This window comes from Micromonospora sp. C28SCA-DRY-2 (genome assembly GCF_030519475.1).
Lineage (GTDB): Bacteria > Actinomycetota > Actinomycetes > Mycobacteriales > Micromonosporaceae > Micromonospora.
In genome coordinates, this window is sequence record NZ_JAUMKD010000001.1 from 854331 (window position 1) to 877444 (window position 23114).

Annotated in this window: 23 protein-coding genes, 2 tRNA genes and 1 pseudogene; 14 read left to right on the top strand and 12 right to left on the bottom strand. The window is 73.6% G+C overall.

Annotation, left to right across the window (positions count from 1 at the left end; translation table 11 throughout):
* Positions 1-15: 15 nt before the first annotated feature.
* The 4 genes from Q3W71_RS03880 to Q3W71_RS03895 all read left to right on the top strand — a co-directional run bounded on the left by Q3W71_RS03880 (position 16) and on the right by Q3W71_RS03895 (position 2678).
* Positions 16-711: a response regulator transcription factor gene (locus Q3W71_RS03880; protein WP_302917877.1), complete on the top strand. Its 696-nt coding sequence runs from the start codon at positions 16-18 to the stop codon at positions 709-711.
* Entirely contained in the window at positions 704-1732 is a 1029-nt protein-coding gene (locus Q3W71_RS03885; RefSeq protein ID WP_302917878.1) for a sensor histidine kinase KdpD, read from the top strand. Before Q3W71_RS03880 ends, Q3W71_RS03885 begins: the two co-directional genes overlap by 8 nt.
* Before the next feature lie 64 nt (positions 1733-1796).
* A complete protein-coding gene (locus Q3W71_RS03890) occupies positions 1797-1994 on the top strand; it encodes a DNA repair protein (protein ID WP_302917879.1) in 198 nt (65 codons plus the stop codon).
* Positions 1995-2159: 165 nt separating this feature from the next.
* Positions 2160-2678 (top strand): hypothetical protein, encoded by a 519-nt coding sequence (locus tag Q3W71_RS03895; RefSeq protein WP_302917880.1) that lies wholly within the window; start codon positions 2160-2162, stop codon positions 2676-2678.
* Positions 2679-2687: 9 nt separating this feature from the next.
* On the opposite strand, the gene Q3W71_RS03900 is transcribed toward Q3W71_RS03895, so the two are convergent.
* Together Q3W71_RS03900 and Q3W71_RS03905 are read right to left on the bottom strand one after the other, a co-directional pair.
* On the bottom strand, positions 2688-3419 hold the full coding sequence (locus Q3W71_RS03900; protein ID WP_302917881.1) for a Clp protease N-terminal domain-containing protein: 732 nt from the start codon (positions 3417-3419) through the stop codon (positions 2688-2690).
* 78 nt (positions 3420-3497) lie between these two features.
* Entirely contained in the window at positions 3498-4250 is a 753-nt protein-coding gene (locus Q3W71_RS03905) for a methyltransferase domain-containing protein (RefSeq protein WP_302917882.1), read from the bottom strand.
* Positions 4251-4278: 28 nt separating this feature from the next.
* Here Q3W71_RS03905 and Q3W71_RS03910 point away from each other — a divergent pair, with 28 nt between their 5' ends.
* Positions 4279-4689, top strand: a complete 411-nt coding sequence (locus Q3W71_RS03910; protein ID WP_302917883.1) for a MerR family transcriptional regulator — start codon at positions 4279-4281, stop codon at positions 4687-4689.
* 108 nt (positions 4690-4797) lie between these two features.
* On the opposite strand, the gene Q3W71_RS03915 is transcribed toward Q3W71_RS03910, so the two are convergent.
* The gene (locus tag Q3W71_RS03915; RefSeq protein WP_302917884.1) at positions 4798-6630 is read right to left on the bottom strand and encodes a glycoside hydrolase family 15 protein; all 1833 of its coding nucleotides are present in this window, start codon (positions 6628-6630) and stop codon (positions 4798-4800) included.
* A gap of 262 nt (positions 6631-6892) precedes the next feature.
* Between Q3W71_RS03915 and Q3W71_RS03920 the strand changes: the two genes are divergently transcribed.
* Together Q3W71_RS03920 and Q3W71_RS03925 are read left to right on the top strand one after the other, a co-directional pair.
* A complete protein-coding gene (locus Q3W71_RS03920; RefSeq protein ID WP_302917885.1) occupies positions 6893-7072 on the top strand; it encodes a hypothetical protein in 180 nt (59 codons plus the stop codon).
* 226 nt (positions 7073-7298) lie between these two features.
* Positions 7299-7586, top strand: a complete 288-nt coding sequence (locus tag Q3W71_RS03925) for a DUF421 domain-containing protein (RefSeq protein ID WP_302917886.1) — start codon at positions 7299-7301, stop codon at positions 7584-7586.
* Positions 7587-7730: 144 nt separating this feature from the next.
* Here the strand turns inward: Q3W71_RS03925 and Q3W71_RS03930 are convergent, their stop codons facing one another.
* The 3 genes from Q3W71_RS03930 to Q3W71_RS03940 all read right to left on the bottom strand — a co-directional run bounded on the left by Q3W71_RS03930 (position 7731) and on the right by Q3W71_RS03940 (position 10415).
* Complete coding sequence (locus Q3W71_RS03930; protein ID WP_302917887.1) at positions 7731-8990, bottom strand: MFS transporter; 1260 nt, start codon at positions 8988-8990, stop codon at positions 7731-7733.
* Entirely contained in the window at positions 8987-9703 is a 717-nt protein-coding gene (locus Q3W71_RS03935; protein WP_302917888.1) for a winged helix-turn-helix domain-containing protein, read from the bottom strand. Before Q3W71_RS03935 ends, Q3W71_RS03930 begins: the two co-directional genes overlap by 4 nt.
* 636 nt (positions 9704-10339) lie before the next feature.
* Positions 10340-10415: transfer RNA gene (locus Q3W71_RS03940), tRNA-Lys, on the bottom strand.
* Between the two features lie 186 nt (positions 10416-10601).
* Here Q3W71_RS03940 and Q3W71_RS03945 point away from each other — a divergent pair.
* Together Q3W71_RS03945 and Q3W71_RS03950 are read left to right on the top strand one after the other, a co-directional pair.
* Complete coding sequence (locus Q3W71_RS03945) at positions 10602-11861, top strand: Ig-like domain-containing protein (protein ID WP_302917889.1); 1260 nt, start codon at positions 10602-10604, stop codon at positions 11859-11861.
* 285 nt (positions 11862-12146) lie between these two features.
* A complete protein-coding gene (locus Q3W71_RS03950; protein ID WP_302917890.1) occupies positions 12147-13436 on the top strand; it encodes an Ig-like domain-containing protein in 1290 nt (429 codons plus the stop codon).
* A 68-nt stretch (positions 13437-13504) separates the two neighbouring features.
* On the opposite strand, the gene Q3W71_RS03955 is transcribed toward Q3W71_RS03950, so the two are convergent.
* Together Q3W71_RS03955 and orn are read right to left on the bottom strand one after the other, a co-directional pair.
* A tRNA-His gene (locus tag Q3W71_RS03955) sits at positions 13505-13577 on the bottom strand.
* A gap of 106 nt (positions 13578-13683) precedes the next feature.
* Positions 13684-14274, bottom strand: a complete 591-nt coding sequence (gene orn, locus Q3W71_RS03960; RefSeq protein ID WP_302917891.1) for an oligoribonuclease — start codon at positions 14272-14274, stop codon at positions 13684-13686.
* A 72-nt stretch (positions 14275-14346) separates the two neighbouring features.
* On the opposite strand from orn, the gene Q3W71_RS03965 reads away from it, so the two are divergent.
* Positions 14347-15642: a glycosyltransferase 87 family protein gene (locus Q3W71_RS03965; protein ID WP_302917892.1), complete on the top strand. Its 1296-nt coding sequence runs from the start codon at positions 14347-14349 to the stop codon at positions 15640-15642.
* 147 nt (positions 15643-15789) lie between these two features.
* Here Q3W71_RS03965 and Q3W71_RS03970 read toward each other — a convergent pair.
* The 4 genes and pseudogenes from Q3W71_RS03970 to Q3W71_RS03985 all read right to left on the bottom strand — a co-directional run.
* Positions 15790-16269, bottom strand: a pseudogene (locus Q3W71_RS03970) (hypothetical protein); the annotation flags it as partial.
* 669 nt (positions 16270-16938) lie between these two features.
* Complete coding sequence (locus tag Q3W71_RS03975) at positions 16939-17676, bottom strand: YcnI family protein (RefSeq protein WP_302917893.1); 738 nt, start codon at positions 17674-17676, stop codon at positions 16939-16941.
* Between the two features lie 14 nt (positions 17677-17690).
* The gene (locus Q3W71_RS03980) at positions 17691-19355 is read right to left on the bottom strand and encodes a copper resistance CopC/CopD family protein (protein WP_302917894.1); all 1665 of its coding nucleotides are present in this window, start codon (positions 19353-19355) and stop codon (positions 17691-17693) included.
* A gap of 35 nt (positions 19356-19390) precedes the next feature.
* A complete protein-coding gene (locus Q3W71_RS03985; RefSeq protein WP_302917895.1) occupies positions 19391-20035 on the bottom strand; it encodes a zf-HC2 domain-containing protein in 645 nt (214 codons plus the stop codon).
* A 107-nt stretch (positions 20036-20142) separates the two neighbouring features.
* Between Q3W71_RS03985 and Q3W71_RS03990 the strand changes: the two genes are divergently transcribed.
* The 4 genes from Q3W71_RS03990 to Q3W71_RS04005 are packed head-to-tail and all read left to right on the top strand — an operon-like array spanning position 20143 to position 23075.
* Positions 20143-20733, top strand: coding sequence for a sigma-70 family RNA polymerase sigma factor (locus Q3W71_RS03990; protein ID WP_302917896.1), 591 nt, complete (start codon positions 20143-20145; stop codon positions 20731-20733).
* Positions 20734-20765: 32 nt separating this feature from the next.
* Positions 20766-21290, top strand: coding sequence for a MauE/DoxX family redox-associated membrane protein (locus tag Q3W71_RS03995; RefSeq protein WP_302917897.1), 525 nt, complete (start codon positions 20766-20768; stop codon positions 21288-21290).
* Positions 21283-21999 (top strand): thioredoxin domain-containing protein, encoded by a 717-nt coding sequence (locus Q3W71_RS04000; protein WP_302917898.1) that lies wholly within the window; start codon positions 21283-21285, stop codon positions 21997-21999. Before Q3W71_RS03995 ends, Q3W71_RS04000 begins: the two co-directional genes overlap by 8 nt.
* Positions 21996-23075 (top strand): hypothetical protein, encoded by a 1080-nt coding sequence (locus tag Q3W71_RS04005; RefSeq protein ID WP_368050188.1) that lies wholly within the window; start codon positions 21996-21998, stop codon positions 23073-23075. The genes Q3W71_RS04000 and Q3W71_RS04005 overlap by 4 nt, the downstream gene beginning before the upstream one ends.
* Positions 23076-23114: the final 39 nt, after the last annotated feature.

Sequence of the window (23114 nt, forward strand, 5' to 3'; positions counted from 1 at the left end):
CGAGGGAGGTGCCCGGTGACCCAGCGGGTGCTGGTCGTCGACGACGACCGGACGGTCAGCGACGTGGTCTGCCGCTACCTGGAGCACGCCGGCTACCGGGTCGAGCACGTCGGCGACGGGGCCGCCGCGCTGGCCGCCGTCGCCGCGGAGCCACCGGACCTGGTCGTACTCGATCTGATGCTGCCGGTGCTGGACGGCCTGGAGGTCTGCCGGCGGCTGCGGGCCCGGCCGGACGGCGTACCCATCGTCATGCTCACCGCCCGCGGCGACGAGGCCGACCGGATCCTCGGCCTGCAACTGGGCGCGGACGACTACCTGGGCAAGCCGTTCTCCCCCCGGGAGTTGGTGCTGCGGGTCCGCTCGGTGCTGCGCCGGGCCGGCGGCGAGCCGGCCGGTACGGCACCCGAGGTCCTCGCCGACGGCGGGCTCGAGGTGCTCACCGGCCCCCGGGTGGCCCGGCTGCACGGCCGCGAGCTGGCCCTGACGCTGCGCGAGTTCGACCTGCTGGCCCACCTGATGCGGCACCCGGCACGGGCGTTCCGCCGGGCGGAACTGCTGGAGCGGGTGTGGGGCTGGAGCTTCGGCGACCAGTCGACGGTGACCGTGCACGTACGGCGGCTGCGGGAGAAGGTGGAGGTCGATCCCGCCGACCCCCGGCGGATCGTGACGGTCTGGGGCGTGGGCTACCGGTACCAGCCGACCGATGCGTGAACTGGCCCTGATCTTCGCGGCGGCGCTCGCCGCGGCGCTCTGCGTCGGCGCCGCCGGCGCGCTCGCCCTGCGGCTGCTCCGCGGCCGGTCGATCACCGTCCACATCGTGGTGCTGCTGGCGGTCACCGTGACCGCGGTGGTGGCCGGCGTGGCAGTGGTCGCCGAGGCGATGTTCCTCTCCGCCCACGACCTCGAGGTGGTGCTGATCACCGTGGCGGCCGCGGCGGCGGTCAGCCTGGCCGTCGGTTGGCTCTTCGCCCGCCGGCTCGCCGCCGCCGCGGTCTGGGCCGACCAGGCGCGGGCGCGGGAGAGGCGGATCGAGCAGGGAAGGCGGGACCTGGTCGCCTGGGTGTCGCACGACCTGCGCACCCCGCTGGCCGGGCTGCGGGCGATGGCGGAGGCGCTGGAGGACCGGGTGGTGCACAACCCGGAGACGGTCGCCGAGTACCACCGCCGGATCCGGGTGGAGACCGACCGGATGACCCGGCTGGTGGACGACCTGTTCGAGCTGTCCCGGATCAACGCCGGCGCGCTGCGGCTGTCGCTGTCGGCGGTGCCGCTCGGCGACGTGGTCTCCGACGCGCTGGCCGGCGCGGCGCCCCTGGCCGCCGCCCGGCGGATCCGGCTGGTCGCCGCCGAGACCGGCTGGCCCACGGTGCTGGCCAGCGAGCCGGAACTGGCCCGGGTGGTGGGCAACCTGCTGCTCAACGCGCTCCGCTACACCCCCGAGGACGGCACTGTACGCATCGACGGCGGCCGCGACGCCGACGCCGCCTGGCTGGCCGTGGCGGACACCTGCGGCGGGATCCCGGAGGAGGACCTGCCCCGCGTCTTCGACGTGGCGTTCCGGGGCGAGCCGGCGCGGACGCCGCGACCGGGCAACGGCCACCCCGCCGGGTCGGGCGGTCTGGGCCTGGCGATCGTGCGCGGGCTGATTGAGGCGCACGGTGGCCGGGTAGACGTACAGAACCTCACCGACGGGTGCCGGTTCGTGGTCCGCCTGCCCGCCGCGGGAACCTGATCCATCGATCCAGCGTCATATTCATTTCCATACATGTACAACTTTCTTTGGGACGGTAATGGTCATGCCGAATCAGCCGAATGACCGGTACCAGCAGGACACCGAGCGCCTCTGGCGGGTCCCCGAGGCCGCCGGACGGTTCCCGGGCCAGCCGCCGTACCGGGGCAACCGGGCCGCCGCCGGCACCGACGCGCTGCCCTGGAGCGAGCTGAACAAGCTGCCGGCCGGCGCCTCCGCCCGGCGTGGCCTCAACACCCGCTGACCCGTCGACCCGCGCCCGCCGCCGCTCCGCCGGCGGGACCGGTGGCGCCGCCGGGCGGGTGCGACCGGGCGACACTCCCGGGCGGACCAACGGCGGCTTTCGCACACCTGTCGGGTAATTTCTTGGGGTCCGCAACCTCGGTCCACGACAGGAGAAGCGCAGCGCATGGGCAAGAAGACGATCCACGTCTCCGACTTCAGCGGCACGGTGCTGCGCCCCGACGACGAGGTGGTCCGCGTCGTCGTGCTGGAGCACCCTGACCTGGTCGCCGGGCCCGTGCAACTGGACGCCACCCCGGTCGAGGTGGAAAGCATCGACGACGCGGCGCTGGACGTCGCGGTGGTCGAGATCCACGACCGGCACGGCGGCGGCGAACCGCGCCGGGTGGTGCTGACCGCCAGCGAGTTCGACGCTATGGCCACCGACGTGCCGATGGCCCAACTGCTCAGGACCGCCGAGCGGATCCGCCCGCCCAAGTCCCGCCGCGGCGCCGAGCGGCTCGACTACGGCACCATCGAGCACGCCGGCAAGCCGCACCGGGGCCGGGTCACCGAGGAGGAGGCCCGGTTGGTGCGCGAACGGCTCGACGAGGTGAACAAGCGCCTCGCCGACGCCGGGATCCGCCAGATCGACCCGGCCGACCCGGAGCACGCCGCCCGGTACGGCTTCCCCACCGCTTCCTGACCGGCCCGGTCAGGAAGCCTTCTTCGTCACGGCCTCGAGCGCCGCGACCACCCAGGTCTCGGCGCCGGCCTTGTCGACGCCGAGCCCGGTCAGCACGCCGCTGCCGTTCTCCAGCTCCAGCAGGGCGAGCAGGATGTGCTCGGTGCCGATGTAGTTGTGCCCCAGCCGGAGCGCCTCGCGGAAGGTCAGCTCCAGCGCCTTCCTGCTCTGCGCGTCGTACGGGATGAGGTCGGGGACCTCGGCCGCGGACGCCGCCGGCAGCGCGGCGAGCGCGGCCTCGCGGACCCGCTCCAGCGGTACGCCCTGCGCGACGATCGCCTTGGCGGCCAGCGCCTCCGGCTCGCTGAGCAGCCCGAGCGTGATGTGCTCCGGCCGGATCTCGGCGTGCCCGGTGGCGCGCGCCTCGTTCTGCGAGGCCATCGCCACGTTGCGGGCGCGGAGGGTGAACCGGCTGAAGCCCTGCTCCGGGTCGAGCGGCGGATCGGTGGGCTTGGGCACGAACCGCTTCTGGGCGGCCTGCTTGGTCACGCCCATGCTGCGGCCGATCTCGGTCCACGAGGCGCCGGAGCGCCGGGCCTGGTCCACGAAGTGGCCGATCAGGTGGTCGGCCACTTCACCCAGGTGGTCGGCGACGATGACCGCGTCGGCGAGTTGGTCGAGCGCGTCGGAGTGCGCCTTCTTGATCGCCTCGATCAGGTCGTCGAGCCGGACGGGGTTGTTCATGGGAAGAGGACTGGTCATGCGTCAACCGTAAGTTGACGAACCTCTTCCGTCAACCTTTGGTTGACGATTGCCTCCGGGTGTCGGCACCGCCCCAGGTCAGGCACGACGGGCGGCGGCGACGAAGAACGGGATGGCCACCAGGGCGCGATCCCGTGCCGCCCGGCGTCGCTGGTCGGCCAGCCAGAGTCCCGCCTCGGCGGGCGTGACCACCCCCGCCGCCACCGCCGGACCGGTGAACCCGGCGAGCATCGGCAGGACCTCCTCCCCGGTCCGCACCCAGGTGTGCACCTCCACCTCCGGCGCCGCGAAGCCGGCGTCCAGCAGCAGGCCCCGGTAGCCCCGGGCGACCCGCGGGCTGTTCACACGATCGGCCCGGGCGTGCACGATGGCGCGGGTCAGCGCCGGCTCGCCGGAGTCGACCACGATGGCGTCCCAGTCCTGGCCGACCAGCACGATCCGGCCGCCGGGCGCGAGCACCCGCCGCGCCTCCGCGAGCGCCCGGTCCGGCTGCGCGAGGTCGTGGAGCACCTTGTCCGCGCGGTAGCCGCGGACCGCGCCGTCCGGCAGCGGCAGCGCACCGGCGTCCGCCACCCGCAGGTCCGCGCCCGGCTGCCGGTCCCGGGCCACCGCGATCATCCGCGGGTCCAGGTCGACGCCGACCGGCCGCGCCCCGAGCGCGGCCAGCTCGGCCACCGCCCGGCCGGTCCCGCAGCCGACGTCGACCACCGGCGCGCCGTCGGTCAGGCCCAGCAGGGCGTACGAGTGGGCGCGCAGCGCCGTCGCATCCGGACTGTCGTCGACGGCGTCGAGCAGCCGGATCAGTCGGTCCACCTCGTCGTACGTTGACATGCCGGCCATCCTGCGACTTCATGTCGACATGACGTCAACCAGCGACCAGCCGGAGCTGAGCATCGGCGAGATCGCCGCCCGGTTCGGGCTGCCCACCCACGTACTGCGGCACTGGGAGTCCGTCGGGCTGCTCTCCCCCGCCCGGTCGGTGGCCGGCCGGCGGCGCTACGGCACGGCCGACCTGTACCGGATCGCGACGATCCTGCGGGCCAAGGAGGCGGGCTTCAGCCTGGACGACGTCCGCGCCGTCCTCGACGAGCCGGACCCGGCCGAACGCCGCCGGATCCTGGCCCGGCAACGGTCCGCCCTGACCGAGCGGATCGCCCGCGCGCAGGCGTCGTTGGAGATCATCGACGTCGCGCTCCGGTGCGAGCACGACGACATCGCCGAGTGCCCCCACTACCGGGCGAGCCTCGCGGCGCGGATCGGCTCGGCGTAGGCCGACCGCTTCCCCGCCCGTCACCCACGACCCCGCCGCTGCCGGCGCCCGCCGTCGCACCTGCCGCTGCCGCGCCCCGCGCCGGGCGTGCCGCTGCCGTTGCCCGGGTCAGGGGCGCCGTCGCAGCAGCCGGTCGAGGTGCGTCGCGGTGCTGATCAGGGAGAGATGGCTGAACGCCTGGGGGAAGTTGCCGACCTGCTCACCGCTCGGGGCGATCTCCTCGGAGTACAGCCCGAGCTGGCTGCTGTAGGTGAGCATCTTCTCGAAGGTCAGCCGCGCGTCGTCGAGCCGGCCGGACCGGGCGAGCGCCTCGACGTACCAGAAGGTGCACATGCTGAAGGTGCCCTCGTTGCCGGCGAGGCCGTCAGGCGCGGCGCCCGGGTCGTACCGGTAGACGAGGCTGTCCGAGACCAGGTCGGCGTCGATGGCGCGCAGGGTCGACTGCCACATCGGGTCGGTCGGCGCGACGAACCCCATGGACGGCATGGCGAGCAGCGACGCGTCCAGCACGTCGGTGGCGTAGTGCTGCACGAAGGCGCCGCGCCCGGGATGGAAGCCGCGCGTCATGATCTGCTCGTAGACGGCGTTGCGAGCGTTCCGCCAGCGGGTGGTGTCGCCCGGCCGCCCGAGCTGGTCGGCGAGACGGATGGCGCGGTCGAAGGCCACCCACGACATCAGCCGGCCGTAGGTGAAGTCCTGCCGGCCGGCGCGGGTCTCCCAGATCCCGTCCTCGGGCTGGTCCCAGTTGGCGCAGAGCCAGTCCACCAGGTGCACGATGTGCCGCCACTCCTGGTGGGAGGCGCGCAACCCCCGATCGCTGGCGAGGTGCACCGCGTTGAGCGTCTCGCCGTAGATGTCGAGTTGCAGCTGGCCGGCGGCGCCGTTGCCGATCCGGACCGGCGCCGAGCCGCGATAGCCCTCCAGGTGGTCGAGCACCTCCTCGGTGAGGTCGGGCGAGCCGTCCACCCGGTACATGACCTGGAGCGGGGCCCCCTCCTGCCGCGCCTGCCGGACCCGGTCGGTGAGCCAGTCCAGGTAGCCGCTGGCCTCGTCGGTGAAGCCCAGGCTGAGCAGGGCGTGCACGGAGAAGGACGCGTCCCGGATCCAGGTGTACCGGTAGTCCCAGTTGCGCACCCCGCCGAGTTGCTCGGGCAGCCCGACGGTCGGCGCGGCGATGAGCGCGCCGGTCGGGGCGTACGTCATGAGCTTGAGGGTCATCGCGGAGCGCTCGACCATCTCCCGCCACCGCCCGGTGTACCGGGAGCCGGCGAGCCACCGCCGCCAGAAGTCGCGCGTCTCCTCCAGCAGGTCGCGTACCTCGCCGGGGGTGTAGGCACGCGGCGGCGCGGTCGAGGCGGTTTCCAGCACCACGCCGCCGGCCTGGCCCTCCCGCAAGGTGCCGATGACGCAGATGCCGTCCTGCTCCCGGTGGATCTCCTGGTCCGCCATCTGGGGTAGGTCGGCGTAGCGGACCGGGTTGATCGTGAGCGTGAGCGTCGGGCTGCGGAAGACGCTGCCGTCCGGATGGACGTCGAGCTGGTGCGGGTCGCGCCCGTAGTTGAACCGGGGCCGGCACTCGACCCGGAACCGCATGCTGCCCCGGACGACCCGCAGCATCCGGACCAGGCGGTGGCGATCGGTCGCCTGCCCGCCGGTCACCGGCATGAAGTCGATCAGCTCACCCACCCCGTCCGCGCTGAGGAACCGGGTGATCAGGATTGGCGTGCCGGGCAGGTAGAGCTGCTTGCTCACGTAGTCGATGCCGCACGGCGAGGCCTGGAAGTGGCCGCCCTTCCGCCGGTCCAACAGCCCGCCGAAGACGCTCGGCGAGTCGAACCGGGGCGCGCAGAACCAGTCGATCGTCCCGTCCCTGGTGATCAACGCCGCGGTCTGCAGGTCACCGATCATGCCGTGGGCCTCCACGGCGGGATACGTCTCCACCCGACCTCCCAGCTCTCGGCCGACGGGAAGGAGGCGACTACCCGCCGCCGGCCCGGGGACACCTCGGGGATGTCGCCTCTCCGCGCGGGCCGGTCGCCGGGGTGCCCCACACGGGTTGCGCGATGTAGCGGTGTCGAGGACGCCGCGACGCCCCGACACCCGGGATCTGGAGTGGATCACGCGCCGGACCGTGCCGTTCCCGGCCGGGAACTCCGGACGGTCGTGGCAGCGGGGAGACTGGAACCCGCGAGGGAGGTGGGCGATGAGCGAGGACCGAGAGCACGCCGACCGGAAGAAGGACGAGGAGTACGAGACCAGGCGGCGGGACCGGTTCGGCAAGCTGCCGGAGCGGGTCGCGCCCGAGGACCTGGTCGAGACGACCGACACGGATCCGGCGCACGAGGAGCCGCAGGAGCCTCAGGTACGCCGCGAGTGGGGATAGCACCTCTCCGGAAGCACCGACGCCCGCTGCCGGCGAGGGCGGCCGCAACCGCGCTGACAAACCTGACCGGATGACGTGACGCTACTGTTTGCCCGCATTTATCACGGGTACGGCCCCGCCATGCCTGACTGGGGTGAGCTGTTCGCGTTGAGCCGGCCGCCGCTGGAGATCCTGGTCCGGGGGACCGTGACGTTCCTGGCCCTGCTCGCCATGCTCCGCCTGGTGGGTGTTCTGGAGTGTCGCCCTGGACGCGTTGGCCTACCGGTGGCCGCGATTGGCGGTGCTGCTGAAGGCCCGCCCCCGGCTGCTGATCGTCGACGGCCGGCTGAACCGGGCGGTGATGCGCCGTGAGTTCATGACCTACGACGAGGTGCGAAGCCAACTCCGCCCGCACGGCATCGAGGACATCACCCACGTACGCCGGGCGTACCTGGAGCCCAACGGGATGATCAGCGTCCTGCGCGGCGACGACAGCCAGGTCGACGAGCCGATCGAGCCTCCGGTGCGCACCTGACCGGCCGCCCGGCGCCGGCGGCCGTGAGCGCGGCGCCTGTGGCCGCCGTCCCGGCGTCATCGCTGCCGCCGAAACCGGCCGGGGTCGCCGTCCCGGCCGGCTCGACCCGGCTTCCCACCGTCCCGCGACCACCGCCGACGGGAGTCAGGTCGGCACGGCGACCGGGGCGGCGGCGGGAGCGGGCCGGTCCATCAGGCGCCAGGTGCGCCGGCGGACCAGCGGGTCCAGGGTGACCAACAGGTACGCCGTGCCCACGACGAGGATGCCGCCGGTGGCGCCGAGGGTGGAGGCGAGCACGCCGCCGACGAGTCCGCCGAGCGGGATACCGGCCCACGCCAGGCCGCCGACCGCGCCCAGGACCCGGGCCCGCAGGTCGGCCGGGATGCGTTCGAACTCGGCGGCGGACAGCAACGGGTTGATGGCCCCGATCAGCACCCCGCCGACGAGCGCGACGCCCGCGATGACCGGCAGTCCGACCGGCAGCGCCAGCACGAAGATCCGCGGGACGGCGCCGAGCAGGAAGGCCAGGGCGTACGTGCGCCACCGCGGCAGTCGCGCGCCGTACACCGACACGAGCAGCGACCCGACGAAGGCGCCGGCGCTGAGCGCGCCGAACACCAGCCCGACGGGTGCGGCGTCGTCGAAGCGCTCGGCCGCCCACACCGGGATCAGCACCGCCGTCATCGCCTGGTCGAGCAGGTTCGTCAGCAGCACCATCGCGACGATCGCCCGGAGCAGTGGATCACGCCGGACGAAGCGCAGCCCGGCCCCGAGGTCGGCGAGGTAGCCGCGGACGCCGGTGCGCTGGCCGGCCTCGACCGGGTCGGTCTCGGCACGCCGGACCCGGACCAGTGTCGCCACCAGCGCGGCGGCGAGCAGGAAGCTGGCCGCGTCCAGCGCGATGACCACGGGAGCGCCGACCAGAGCGATCAGCACGGCGCCCAGCGGCGCCCCGATCAGCGACCCGAGGCGATGAACGCTGTCGGCCAGCCCGGCGGCACGCTCGTTGCTCCAGCCGGCGGTGGCCGCGACGTCGGGCACCATCGCGTACTTCGCGTTGTCCGACGGGCCGCGGAACAGCCCGACCAGGCCGACCATCACGAGCAGGACCGGATAGCCGAGCAGGCCGGCGGCGTAGAGCAGGGGCACCACGCCGAGCACCAGCCCGGCGATCACGTCACCGCCGACGCTGGCCATCCGCGACCCGATCCGGTCGACCAGTGGCCCGCCGAGGATGCGCGCCGCGACCAGGGCGGCCATCTCCACGAACGCGGTGACGCCGGTGAGCAGGGCGTCGCCGGTGGTCTGCAACACGAACCAGGGCACCGCCACGACCGACATCCGGGTGCCGGTGACCGAGACCGCCTGGGCGACGAGCAACCCGTACGCCGACCGCTGGCTCATGCTCGGCCCCCGTCCGCGGCATCGGAGGGTTCATCGGCCGCGGTGCCGGACGATCCGTCGCCCGCGGTGCCGGGCCCGCCGGCGGACTCCGCTCGCGCCGCCAACAGCGCGTCCAGCTGGCCGCGCCGCGGGAAGATCTGGAACTGCGTGGTCATCGCGACGCGTTCCGACCCGTCACCGGCCCGGTCCGCCGCCCGGTCCCGATACCGCACCAGCAGGGCCATCATGTCGTCGGCGAGCTGCTGCGCCTCGGCGGCGCTCAGGCTGACCGTGAGGTCGCTCATGCTGGCCGCCCGCACCCACTCCTGCGGCCAGTCGGCCAGCTCGGTGATGGACTGCTCGACGTTCTCCGCGTACATCCGCGCGACCGTGCGCAGGTACGCCTCGCCGAGTTCACGTTCCGGCGCGTCCCGGTCCGGAGCGTCGAACCAGGTCGAGCGATGCACCGCGCGCCAGAAGCGTTCCCGGCCGCGACCCAGCTCGGGCGCGTCGGTGACGAAGCCGTGCGCGGCCAGGGTGCGGAGGTGGTAGCTGGTCGCCGCGCTGGACTCGCCGAGCCGGGCGGCCAGTTGGGTGGCGGTCTGCGGGCCGTCGTGGCGCAGCGAGCCGAGCAACCGCAGGCGCAGTGGATGGGCCACCCCGCGCAGGGTCCGGGCGTCGAGAACCACGTCCTGGGTGGCGTCGTACCCGGGCTTGTGTGAATCAGCGCTCATGATGCCAAGATAGCTTTGCAAAGAAATCTTTGCAACGAGTCCTTGGCATGGCGTGCAGTCGCTAACCGCGGACGTTCGATCGGGCTCCGGCCGTGCCCTCCACAGCTCCCTGCTCAGTGGCAGGTGCCGCCGGGTCGGCGGGCTCCCGGAGCTGGCGTGCATGCCCTAGCGTCATGGCATAACGGCACTGGTGGTATCGCTCGGGGTGCTCGCGGTGTTGCTGGTCGCGGTGGTTGTTCTCGTGGGCTGGCGAGACCGGCGCCGGCACTCTGCGGATGTGGATTCGACAGCGGTCCGCCGCGCCACCGCCGACCAACATCGGCACGAGGTGGAGCGTCACTCACAGTCAGCGAGCAACCACAATCACTACCCCCACCTGTAGTAACTGCCATCCCATCGACGGAACGGTTCGGCAGCTCGATCCGGCTGCCCGACGATGGCTACGACTTCCTGGGCCTCTGCATCGCGGAGAACGGGTGAAGCCCCGACGATCACGAGCTGATCTACGTCGAGGTGACCGGGCGGGCTCGACGACCGGCCACGGGCGAGCTGGTCGTCTGTTCGATGCCTGATCGGAAGGGTCGCCAGAACGAGATCAGGGCCGGTCTCATCGACCGGCCCTGAGGGTGTTACTGCTGGTGCGCCGCCAGGGACTCGAACCCCGAACCCGCGGATTAAGAGTCCGCTGCTCTGCCAGTTGAGCTAGCGGCGCTCGCTGGCAACGGGGAGAACCTTAGCACGGCCCCGGAGCCGGGTTCCAATCCGATCCCCGGCTCCCCCCTTCGGTCGAGCTTAAGCCGCGAAAGCGGCAAACACCCCAGGCGTACGGCCACCGGGACCAGCGGAACGGCGCCGATGCGGCACGATGTCCGCCAGGTACGCGAGAACAGAGGTGGGGATGGGCAGGTTCGCGCGGGCCGGGGCGATGGTGGGTGCCCTCGGCCTGGTGGCGTCGCTGGCTCTGACGGGCTGTGGCGACGATCCGAAGAAGGCCGAGTTCGTCGACGCGGCGGCGCCGAGCGCCACCGCCAGCGCCGCGGCCGAACCGTCGACACCGGCCGCCCCGACCGGTCCGGCGCTGTCGGTCAGCCCGGCCGACGGGGCGAAGAACCGGCCGGTCAGTTCGGAGATCGGCGCCAAGCTGCCGGACGGCGGGAAGGTGTCCAGCGTCACGCTGACCACCGCCGACGGCAAGCCGGTCGAGGGCAAGCTGCGTACCGACGGCTCCTCGTGGGTGCCCTCGGCGCCGCTGAAGTGGGGCACCCGCTACACCGCCACCGTCACCGCCACCGGGGCGGACGGCCAGACCAGCCAGGGCACCAGCACGTTCACCACGATGGCCAAGCCCAGGTCGATGATCAGCTCCGGGCTCTACCTCTTCGACGACAAGACCTACGGTGTGGCGATGCCGGTGGTCGCCGAGTTCCACCCGGGCATCCCGAAGAAGGACCGGGCCGCGGTGCAGAAGCGGATGTTCGTCAGCACCGACCCGCCGCAGCCGGGCGCGTGGCACTGGGTGGACAACGGCACCCAGGCCTACTACCGGGCGCCGGAGTACTGGAAGCCGGGCACCACGCTCACCGTCCGGATCGCGCTGGCCGGCATCCCGCTGAGCAACGGCCGTTACGGCAACGTCGACCGGAAGGCCACCGCCAAGATCGGCCGCGCCTTCGAGATGAAGGTCGACAACGCCGACAAGCAGATGCGGGTCTACGAGGACGGCCAACTGGTCCGCACCCTGCCGGTCAGCCTGGGCAAGCGGAAGACCCCCTCGTCCAGCGGCACCATGGTGGTGATGGAGAAGAAGGAGTCCACGGTCTTCGACACCCGCGACGATCCCGATCCGGCGAACCGCTACGTCACCGAGATCGACTTCGCGCAGCGGCTCACCTGGGGTGGCGAGTACATCCACGCCGCCCCCTGGTCGGAGCACGTGCAGGGCCGGCAGAACGTCTCGCACGGCTGCGTCAACGTGTCGATGGCCAACGCCCGCTGGCTGTTCGGAAAGACGAAGATCGGTGACCCGATCACCATCAAGGGCACCGAGCGGCGGCTGGCTCCCGGCAACGGGTGGACGGCCTGGAGCCTGAGCTGGCCGGAGTTCATCAAGGGCAGCGCCCTCCCAGTCCCCGAAGGCGGCGCCGCCCCCGCCCTCTAACCCACCCACCCCACCCACCCCACCCAACCCCCTCCCTCCCCCGGCCCACCCAGCGTCGATCATGAGGTTGGCGGCGCCGATTCCGGCATTCCGCCCCGCCAACCTCATGATCAACCGGCTGGATCCGCAGGTGGGGAGGGGCGGGAGGGGAGAGTTGGTGTCGGAAACATCCGATTACGGACATGATGGTCGGGGTGTTTCACGGCACCCCTGGCAACGGGTATCCCTCCCCGTGCGTCAGTTGAGAGACGATGGGCAACCGGGGACCACGACTGTGAGGGAATCATGCGAGCTGTCCAGGACCAGCTGAAGCGCCGCGGTGGGCGGCGCCGCGGGCTCGCGGCGGCCGTACTCGCCGCGGCGCTCGCGCTGACCACCGCCTGCACCGACGGCGGCGGCGACAAGCCGTCGGGGTGGCAGGCCGGCAGCCAGAACGCCGCGCCGAAGGCCGCGGCCACCATCACCGAGCCGCAGGCCGACGCCAAGGACGTGCCCGCCTCCACCGGCATCACCTTCACCACGAAGGACGCCCAGGAGACCACCGTCGAGCTCAAGGACTCGGCCGGCGAGGCGGTCGAGGGCCAACTCGCCGCGGACGGCAAGAGCTGGCTCCCGGCCGGCGCGCTGAAGTACGGCGAGACCTACACCGCCACCGTCACGGCGACCGGTGACGACGGGCGGCCCGCCACCGCTACCAGCACCTTCACCACCATGGCCAAGCCGTCCAAGCAGGTCCGGGTGAGCAGCTTCCTCGGCGACGGCCAGGTGGTCGGCGTCGGCATGCCGCTGATCGTGAAGTTCAGCCGGGCCGTACCGGAGGACTACCGCGACGACGTCCAGCGCCGGATGACGGTGACCTCCACGCCGGCCCAGGAGGGCATCTGGCACTGGGTCAGCCCGACCGAGGTGCGCTACCGGCCGAAGGAGTTCTGGAAGGCCAACAGCACAGTCTCGTACCGGGTCCAGGCCGGCGGCCTGCCGATGGGCGACGGCTGGTACGGCCGCGCCGACCTCACCGTCGACGTCAAGATCGGCCCGTCGCTGATCATGACGGTGGACAACAAGACCAAGCGGATGACCGTCCGCAAGGACGGCGCGGTGGTCAAGACCATCCCGGTCAGCCTGGGCAAGAAGAGCACGCCGTCGTCCAGCGGCACGATGGTGGTGATCGAGAAGCTGCGCAAGACGGTCTTCGACACCTTCGAGGAGCTCGGTCCCGAGGAGGGCTACCGGACGAAGATCGACTACGCCCAGCGGCTCACCTGGGGTGGCGAGTTCATCCACGCCGCACCCTGGTCGGAGGGGCAGCAGGGCCGGGTGAACGTCTCGCACGGCTGCGTGAACGTCTCGATGGCCAACGGGGCGTGGCTGTTCGCCAACACCCGCATCGGTGACCCGATCGTGGTCAGGGGCACCGAGCGGAAGCTGCAGAACGGCAACGGCTGGACGGACTGGAACATGAGCTGGGAGCAGTACGTCAAGGGCAGCGCCCTGCCGTACGAGCCGCCCGCCGCACCGGGCACGGACGCGACGGCGGACCCGGACATCGCGCCGAGCACGAGCCCGACCGCCTGAGTGCGGCACCCCGGGCCGCACCGGAAAACGACGGAAGCCCCCTCCGCGGAGGGGGCTTCCGTCTACCGGGTGACTGATGGGAATTGAACCCACGACAACCGGGACCACAACCCGGTGCTCTGCCAACTGAGCTACAGCCACCATGCCGTCCACCCCGGGCGATCGCCCCGGGCGGGTGCGGACCAATCATAGCCTCACCCCGGCCCGCCGCGTCCAGCGGGTTGCCGCCGCCGGCGGGCGGCCCGGTTCACAGCTGCGCGGCGATCGCCTTGGCGCTCTCCACGTCCGGCCCGGGCAGCGGGACGAAGATCGTCCGCCGGTAGTACTCCAGCTCCCGGATGCTCTCCCGGATGTCGGCCAGCGCCCGGTGCGCGAGGCCCTTCTGCGGCTGCCCGAAGTACACCCGCGGGTACCACCGGCGGCAGAGCTCCTTGATCGAGGAGACGTCGATCATCCGGTAGTGCAGGTGGGCGTCGAGGCGCGGCATGTCCCGGGTGATGAAGCCCCGGTCGGTGGCGATGGAGTTGCCGCAGAGCGGGGCGGTGCGCGGGTCCTTCACGTAGCGGGTCACGTAGTCGAGGACCATGTCCTCGGCCTCCGCCAGGGTCACCGTCGACCGGCGGACCTCCTCGGTCAACCCGGACTTGCCGTGCATCGTCGCCACGATCTCCGGCATCGCCTCCAGCGCCGCATCCTCGGCGTGGATCACGACGTCGACTCCGTCGCCGAGCACGTTGAGGTCGGGGTCGGTGACGAGCGCGGCGACCTCGATCAGCTTGTCCCTGCCGAGGTCCAATCCGGTCATCTCACAGTCGATCCAGACGAGGAGATCAGCCACCGGGACAGCCTACGCGCAGCCCACGACCCGCGGCTGCGCGCTCCCGGCCGAGCGGACGGTTAGGGTTTGCCCGTGCCCGCAAAACCCGCCGCACCGCCCGCCGTCCTCACCGACGACGCCGGCGGCGGCCGTCGGGTGCGCCGGATCCTCGCCGTGCTGGCGCTCGCCGCCGTGCTGCCGGCGCTCTACCTGCCGGGCCTGGTGCACGACTTCTTCGACCTGAAGATCTACATGCGGGCGATGGACTGGTGGGCGGCCGGCAACCCGCTCTACGACTACGTGCAGCCGGACCGGGTGCAGGGCGAGTTGTACTTCACCTACCCGCCCTTCAGCGCGTTGCTGCTGCTGCCGTTCGGGGCGCTGCCGCTGGGCGCCACCGTGGCGATCTTCACAGCGCTCACCGGGCTGGCCGTGGTGGTCACCACCCGATGGCTGGTCCTGCCCGTGATCGAGCGGCACCACCTGCCCCGGCTGTTCACCCTCGTGGTGGCGGTGCTGCTCGTGCTCGCCGTGGAGAGCACCCGCGAGACGATCACCTTCGGTCAGATCAACATGCTGCTGGTCGTGCTGATCCTGGCCGACCTGCTCTTCGCCGTACCGCAGGGGCGGAAGTGGGCCGGGGTGGGGGTCGGGCTGGCGACGGCGCTCAAGCTCTTCCCCGGCATCTTCATCGTCTACCTGCTGGCCACCCGGCGGTGGCGGGCGGCGATCGTGGCGAGTGTCACCGCCGCCGCGGCGACCCTGCTCGCCGCGGCCGTCGCGCCGCGGGACTCGTGGCGGTTCTGGACCCACGAGCTGTGGGCCACCGACCGCGTCGGTCGCACCGACTACACCGGCAACCAGTCGCTGTTCGGGCTGCTCAGCCGGATCACCGCGCCCGAGCAGCCGTCCCGGCTGGTGTGGCTGCTGCTGGTCGCGGTCGTCGCCGGGTACGGGCTGTGGCGGGCGGTGCGGGCCGCCCGGGCCGGGGACGCGCTGGCCGGGCTGGCCCTGACCGGCCTGGTCGGGGCGCTGGTCAGCCCGATCACCTGGACGCACCACATCTACTGGTTCATCCCGGCGGTGGTGGTGCTGGTCGACGCCGCCTGGCGCGCCGATCCGTCCACCATGGCCGGCATGCGGCGCCGCCGCTGGCTGGCCGCGCTGGCGATCGGCACCATCGCCCTCATCGTGTACGGGGTGGTCACCTTCTACGACTGGGGGGTCGCCCCCGCGCGTACCGACTCGCCGGGGGAGTTCCTGGTCCGCAACACGTACGTGCTGCTCAGCCTGCTGCTGCTGGTGACGCTGCCGGCGCGGCCCACGGTGTCCGGGACGCTGGCACCCGGCCGGGAGAAGTCGCACCAAATGGACGGACTTCCCGAGTAGCGCCGATCACCGCTAATCTGGTCCCAACTACCTCAGACGTCTCTCGGGTAGCACCGATCCCCCGGTGAGGGCGGCCCTCCGTGTCGGCAGCGCGGCGGGCCGCTCGCCGTTTCCACGCCGGCTCCCGGACGAGCGGCGGATCGATCGTCAGTCGGCGGCCTCGGGCCGGCCGGCCTCGGTGCGGTCGGTCACCGGAACCGGGGCGACCGTCTCCTCCGGCCCGCTGGGCGGCCAGGCCAGGGTCAGGGTCACCTCGCGCGGGTGCGGTGCCTCCGTCGCGCCGGGTTCGGGCAGGTCGGCCAGGGTGGACGGCCGGCGGGCGGGACCGGACCCGATCGCCGGCCGGGCGGCCCCGACCGTCGCGAGTTGCCGCCCGCCGACCAGGGACCGGTCGGTGTCCCGGGTCGGTTGCGCGCCCAGCCCGCTCAGCGAACTCACCCCGAGGCGCCCGGCCAGCACCGGCACCTGGTCCGGCTCGACCACGAAGACCACCTCGCGGGGCCGGACCGGCCGCAGCAGGAGCAGCAGCGCCAGCGTCACCAGCAGCATCCCGCCGGCGAGCAGGCCCGCCGTGGCCGGGGCGGTCCACCCGGACCGCAGTTCGGCGCGCAGCCGCAGGGTCAGGTCGGGCCGGCCGTCGGGGTGCATCACCACCAGGCTCAGCCGCTGGTCGGCCACCTCCTGCGGGCTCCACTCGAGCGCGCCGATCCCCTCGCGTACCCAGAAGGGACGGCCGACGGGGGCGATGCCGGCGGCCGGCGCGGCGGCGGTGGCGGGTCCGGCCCGGTCGAGCCGGACCGGCAGCGGGCCCCGGGCCAGCGCCACCCGGCGGACGGTGGCGTGCGGCACCGGGTCGAGCCAGCGCCGCACCTCGTCGGTGGGGGCCAGGCCGACGAAGGCCGGCCCGTCGGCGGTACGCGCCTCCAACCGGAGCGTCGACCCGACCCGCGCGAACGGCGCCTCCGCGCGGAGCAGCGCGTCCACGTCCCGGACCACCACCGCGTGCCCGGTCGTCTGCACCGTCTCGAAGCGGGCGGCGAACGCGCCGCCGGGGTCGGCGTGCCGAGCCAGCATCCAGAGCGCCCCACCGGCGAACAGCGCCGGAATCCCGATGATCAACAGCACCGTTCCGAGCAGCGCCCGCACGACCCGCATCCGCTCCGTCCCCCTCCGTAGCCGAGTACCCGGCCGACCTTACCGACGTCGGCCTCTTGATCAGCGGATATCCACGGTCGAGGATCCGGAAAAGCCGTCGGCCCGCCGGCTGGTCCGGCGGGCCGAGCGGCGCGGCGCGACTCAGGACTTCGGGGTCGCCTCCCGGCGGGTACGCGCGAACGCCAGTCCGCCCAGCAGCAGGCCGGCCGCGCCGGCGACCAGGCCGGCGATGCCGAGCCCGGTGGCCACGCCCACGCCCTCGGCCTCGACCTCGTCGTCATCGTCGTCGTCGTCCGCCCGCGCCCCGGCGGTGGGGCTGGCCGACGCGCCGGCCGCGGTGAGGGTGAGCACCGGCGCGGGGCTCTCCGGCTCCTCGCCGCCGGGCGTCGGCTCCTCGATCCAGCGCTGCACGTTGCCGTCGGAGTAGGTCTGCAACGTCTTGAAGACCATCCGGTCGACCTGCGGCAGCGGGCCGAGCGAGACCGGGAACTCCTGGAACTCGCCGGGCTTGACCCCCGCGTTCGCGGTGGCGGTCCAGGTCAGCTTCGACACCACCTCGCTGAGCTGGCTGCCGTGCACCTCCACCGGCGGGTCGACCTTGCGCTTCTCCACCGCCACCGTCCAGCCGGGCACCGGCATCGTCGACACCGAGCCGACCGGCGCGTTCTCCGGCAGCACCACCTCCACCTTGGTGGTGGACGCCGTGTCGCTCTCGTTCGGCACCCGGAACGCGATCCGGGCGTAGCCGCCCTGCGTCGCGTCCTTCGGGTTCACCGTGACGTGGGCCGACGCGGGCGCCGCGAAGCCGAACACCGCGGTGGCGACGGCGCCGAGCGCCAACGCGGCCGCGGCAGTGAAGGAACGCCGGTGACGGATCATGGACGGGGACCTCTCTAACGGATCGGCACGGTGGCGGTCACCGTGGCCTGGTCGATGTCGGACGTACGGGCGGTGACGCGCAGTTGCCACTCCCCCGCCGCCGGCAGGTTCATCTCGCCGGTCGCGTGGTTGTCGGTCAACGGCAGCAGCGGGACCTCGATCGGTTCGATCCCGGCCGACGGCAGCGCGGCGGTGGCCTTCCACTCGACCACCGGCTGCGGCCGGTTGTCGGCGGTGTACGCGTAGAAGTGCACCGTGTTGTTGCCCCGCTGGGCCGGGTCGATCTCGATCTGGAGCGAGAAGAGGGAACTCGACACGGTGGTGGAGAAGTAACCGGCCTCGGACCCGGCCACGTTGGTGGCGGCGGTGCGGGCCGGGGTGGTCTGCACCAGGGTCGCTGTCACGCCGAGCACCACGGCGGTGACCGCCAGCTCCACCCAGACCGCCCGGCGCACCTGCCCCGGCCGCTCGACCCCGACGCGCCGGCGCACCAGCTGCCGGGAGTACGCGGCCACCCCGATCACCAGCGCGAACAGCGCGATCTTGGCAAGCACCAGCCGGCCGTACGTGGTGTTCACCAGGGCGCCCGGGGTGGCCACCTCGATCAGCGCCTGGACGGTGCCGGCGAGCAGCAGCGCGGAGACCGCCAGCGCCGCCCAGCGCGACCAGATCGGCAGGATGGCGCCCAGCTCCCGCTCGTCGGCCCGGGGCAGCAGGAAGCCGGCGAGCATCACCAGCCCGCCCAGCCAGACCGCCATGCTGCCCAGGTGCACCGCGTCGACGACCACCGAGACCGCCGGCGCCGGCGAGGCGGCCGGGTGCCCGGCCACCGGCCAGGTCAGCAGCGCGGCCCCGGCCAGGATGCCCAGGATGACCAGGTCGGCCCGGCCGACCGGCCCGGCCAGCAGCGGGCGGAGCAGGAACGCCGCCGCGGCCAGCAGACCCAGCCGGACCAGGTGCGCGGCGCCGAACGCGCTGCCCAGCACCGCGCTCAGCCCCTCGCCGGTCACGTCGAAGAGCCCGCCCCCGGCGGTGTACGGCACCTGGAGCAGCAGGTTCGCCACGGTGGAGAGCGCCACCAGGCCGATGCCGGTCCAGGCCAGCCGGGCCGGACCACGCCGGGACAGCCGCCGCGGCCAGAGCGCGGCGAGCACCAGCGCCGGGCCGACGAGCAGCAGCAGCCCGACGTAGCCGACGTACTTGGCGACCTTGACCGCGGTGCCGACCACCGGGTCGGCGCGGCTGTCGTCGCCGCTGTCGACCGGGGGCGCCGAGGGAGCGCCGACCGAGTAGGTGAACGCCCCGGAGACCGGGTGGCTGTCGGCGGAGATCACCCGGTAGCTGACCAGGTAGGTGCCGCGCCCGGCGGCGGGATCCACCGGGATGGTCACCACCGCGCCCTCGAAGGTCGGCTCGCCGCGGTCGGCGCGGTCGCCGTCCGGCGCGATCACCCGGATCTTGCCGGGCACCTTGCGCACCGACTCGCTGAACGTCAGCACCACCTCGGCCGGGGCGCTCGGCACCACGGCAGAGGAGACCGGGCTGCTGCTGACCAGCACCGCGTGGGCGCTGGCCGGGCCGGCCGGGGCGATCAGCAGGGCGACGACGGTGACCAGCAGGCCGGCGGTGGCGGTCAACCGGGCGGACCAGCGGCGGATGGCGGCAGTCATGCCGATCATGCTCGCCGACGACGGCCCGCCGCGGCGACCCGGCGTCACCCGCGCCCCGCCGCGACCGCCGTCGACAGCGGTCGGTCCGGCTCGCCGCTGACCCGGCCGAGCGCCCAGAGCAGGCCCGCCTGGACCACGGCGGCCAGGTGGCCCACCTCGTGCACCAGCGCCGTGGTGGAGTTGGCGATGTCCACCGCGCTGGTGCCGGCCAGGCAGACCGCCAGCACCAGGGCGACCGGCACGAACGCGCGGGCCCGCTCGGGCCGCCAGGCGGCCAGCGCGAAGCCGACCGCGAGCGCCACGTCGAACGACGCCATCTCCCGGCTGGTGTGCGGGTCCACCGACACCCCGAGCCCGGCGAGCAGGATCGGCAGCGCGATGGCCAGCTGGGCGACCGCGGCCACCGCGACCGCCACCCGCAGCAGCTGCCGGCGGGCGCGCACCGCGGCCGCCGCGGCCCGCCCCGGGCCCAGCGGGTCGGCGGCGACCGCCGCCAGCACCGAGGCGGTCAGATCCGGTACGGCCACCGCCCGCACCCGGACCAGCCGGGTCACCTGCTCGGCCCGGGCGAGCCAGTTCCGGCAACCCGGGCAACCAGCGGTGTGCGTGTCCAGCGCCGCCGGCGCCGTCTGCGGATCCTCGCCGTCCAGCCGCGCCGACAGCGCCGCGCGTACGTCGTCGCATGTCATGAGCGGGTAGTCGGCCCGGATCCGGGAAAAGTTCCCGACGTGGCGCAGGACATGGAGGGGCCGAAGGACCCTCCCGCCCGCCACGGCGCCGCGTAACCTGGTTTGTCGTGATCCCCGCCCCGCGCGACACCACCGCCGCCGGTCCGGCCGACCCGGCCGGTGCCGCCGGGCGGGAGTCGGCGACCGGCTGGGCGCTCGCCGCCCGCGACGGCGATCCGGTGGCCCAGGCCGCGTTCGTCCGGCTCACCCAGGCCGAGGTGTGGCGCTTCGCCGCCGCCCTGGTCGACCCGGACAGCGCGGACGACCTGACCCAGGAGACGTACCTGCGGGCGTTCCGGGCGCTGCCGTCGTTCGAGGGCCGCTCCAGCGCCCGTACCTGGCTGCTCGGCATCGCCCGCCGGACCTGCGCCGACCACCTGCGGGCCGTGGTGCGGCGGCGGCGCCTCGACGCACGGCTGGCCGCCGACGCCTGGACCGACCGGCCGCACCCCGACCCGGCCGGCCACCTCGGCGCCGCCGACCTGGTCCGCCGGCTGCCCGCCGAGCGGCGCGGGGCGTTCGTGCTCACCCAGCTGCTCGGCCTGTCGTACGCCGAGGCCGCCGTGGTGGAGGGGGTGCCGGTGGGCACCATCCGCTCCCGGGTCGCCCGGGCCCGCGCCGACCTGGTCGAGGCGGTCGGCGACGCCCTCGCCGGGTGATGCGGGAACTTCCAGCGGAGCCGGAACGACAAATGACCGTGACCGCACCGAGCATCCGGGCCGCCCGCCGGCCCGCCGTCCGGCCCTGGCTCGGCGTCGCCGCACGGTTGGGCCTGGCCGCCGTCTGGCTGGTCGCCGGCGGCTCCAAGATCGACGATCTGGCCGCCTCCGGCCGCGCCGTGCACGCCTACCAGATCCTGCCGTACGACGTGGCGACCGTGGTCGGCGCCGCGCTGCCGTTCGTGGAGCTGGCGCTGGGCGTACTGCTGCTGCTCGGGCTGGCCACCCGGCTGGCCGCCGGGGTCTCCGCGGCGCTGCTGGTGGTCTTCATCGCGGGGATCGCCTCGGCCTGGAGCCGGGGCCTGGCGATCGACTGCGGCTGCTTCGGCAGCGGCGGGCAGCTCGCCCCGGGGCAGGCGCCGAGCTACCTCCCGGAGATCCTCCGGGACCTGGGTTTCCTGGCGCTCGCCGGATTCCTGCTGATCTGGCCGCGTACGCCCGTCTCGGTCGACGGCTGGCTGACGGGCGACGCACCCGTGGAGGACGAGGATGAGTAGTCGCAAGGGACAGAAGGGCGCGGCCCGGGTGGTCCGCGAACAGCTCGCCCGGGAGCGGCGGCGCAAGCGGACGCTCTGGGTGTCGATCGGCGCGGTGCTCGTGCTGGTCGTCGCCGGCCTGATCGGCTGGAGCGTCTACTCCAGCCAGCGGGCCGACGAGTTCACCGCCCCGCCGGGCGCCAACGAGGCCGGCACCGGCGTCGTGCTCGGCACCGGCCCGGTCACCATCGACCTCTACGAGGACTACCTCTGCCCGGCCTGCAAGCAGTTCCAGCAGGTCAGCGGCGACACGATCGACCAACTGGTCAGCGCGGGCAAGGCCAGGGTCGTCTTCCACCCGGTGGCCTACCTGAACCGCTTCTCCACCACCGACTACTCCACCCGGTCGTCGGCCGCCTCCGGCTGCGCGGCCGCAGGCGGCAAGTTCAAGGAGTTCACCGACGTGCTCTTCGAGCGGCAGCCGCCGGAGGGTGGCGCCGGCCTCAGCGACGACGAGCTGATCGACATCGGGGCGGGCGTCGGGCTGAACCGGGACGACTTCGGCTCCTGCGTGCGCGACGGCACGTACGAGCCGTGGACCGAGCACGTCACCGACGAGGCCAGCAAGGCGAACATCACCGGCACCCCGACCATCCTGGTCGACGGCAAGCCGGTCGCCGACCGCAGCCCGGAGGGGATCAGGGCGGCCGTGGAGGCGGCCGGGAAGTGATCCGTGTCCTGCTGACCCGCGCCGGGCTGCTGCTCGCCGGGGCGCTCACCGCCACCCTCGCCACCGCCGCGCCGGCCGCCGCGCACGGCGCGGACGCCCCGGACGGGACCGACTACCGCACCCAGATCACGGCGGTCACCCCGAGCCGGCCGGACCTGAGCGTACGGGTGGTGGAGGCGGGCGCCCGGCTGGAGCTGACCAACACCGGCGACACCGCGGTGGAGGTGCTCGGCTACTCCGGCGAGCCCTACCTGCGGGTCGGCCCGGACGGGGTGTACGAGAACCGCCGCTCCCCCGCGACGTACCTGAACCGGACCATCGCCGGCGACACCAGGCTGCCGGCCGAGGCCGACCCGGCCGCCGCGGCGGACTGGCGGCGGGTGGACGACTCGTCGACGGTGCGCTGGCACGACCAGCGGGCGCTCTGGCGCGAGTCGGCGCCACCGCCGCAGGTGCGGGCCGCCCCCGACCGGCAGCACCGGGTGCGGGACTGGGTGGTGCCGCTGCGCGCCGGCGGCGAGCCCGCGGAGATCCGCGGCACGCTCGACTGGGTGCCGCCGCCGGACGCGTACCCGTGGTGGGCGGCGGCCACGGTCGGGCTGCTGGCGGTGGGCGCGCTCGGGCTGCTCCCGGCCCGGTCCCCGGCCGGCGGGCGGGCGCTCGCCGGGCTCGGCGCGCTGCTGGTCGCCGGCGGGCTGGCCGCCGTCGTGTTCACCGTGGGCCGGGAGGTCGACGCCGGCGCGCGGGGCGTCGGCGGGCTGCTCACCGGCCTGCTGGCCGGGCAGGTGTGGGCGTTGCTCACCGGGCTCGGCGCGGTCGCCGCCGGGATCTACGCGCTGGCCCGCCGGCCGGCCGCCGAGTTCGCGCTGGCGCTGGCCGGCGCCTGCCTGGCGCTCTTCGCCGGGGTGGCCAACGCGGCCGTCTTCGCCCGCGCCGTCGCCCCGGTGCCCTGGCCGGGCACCGCGGCCCGGATCCTGGTCGCCCTGGTCCTCGTCGCCGGCGCCGGCGCCACCGCGGCCGGCGCCCTCCGCCTGCACGCCGCCCCCCGCCAACGCACCCCCACACCCCACCCCTGACGCGTCCCCGCGCCACCCCTTGCCTCGTCGATCTTGCAC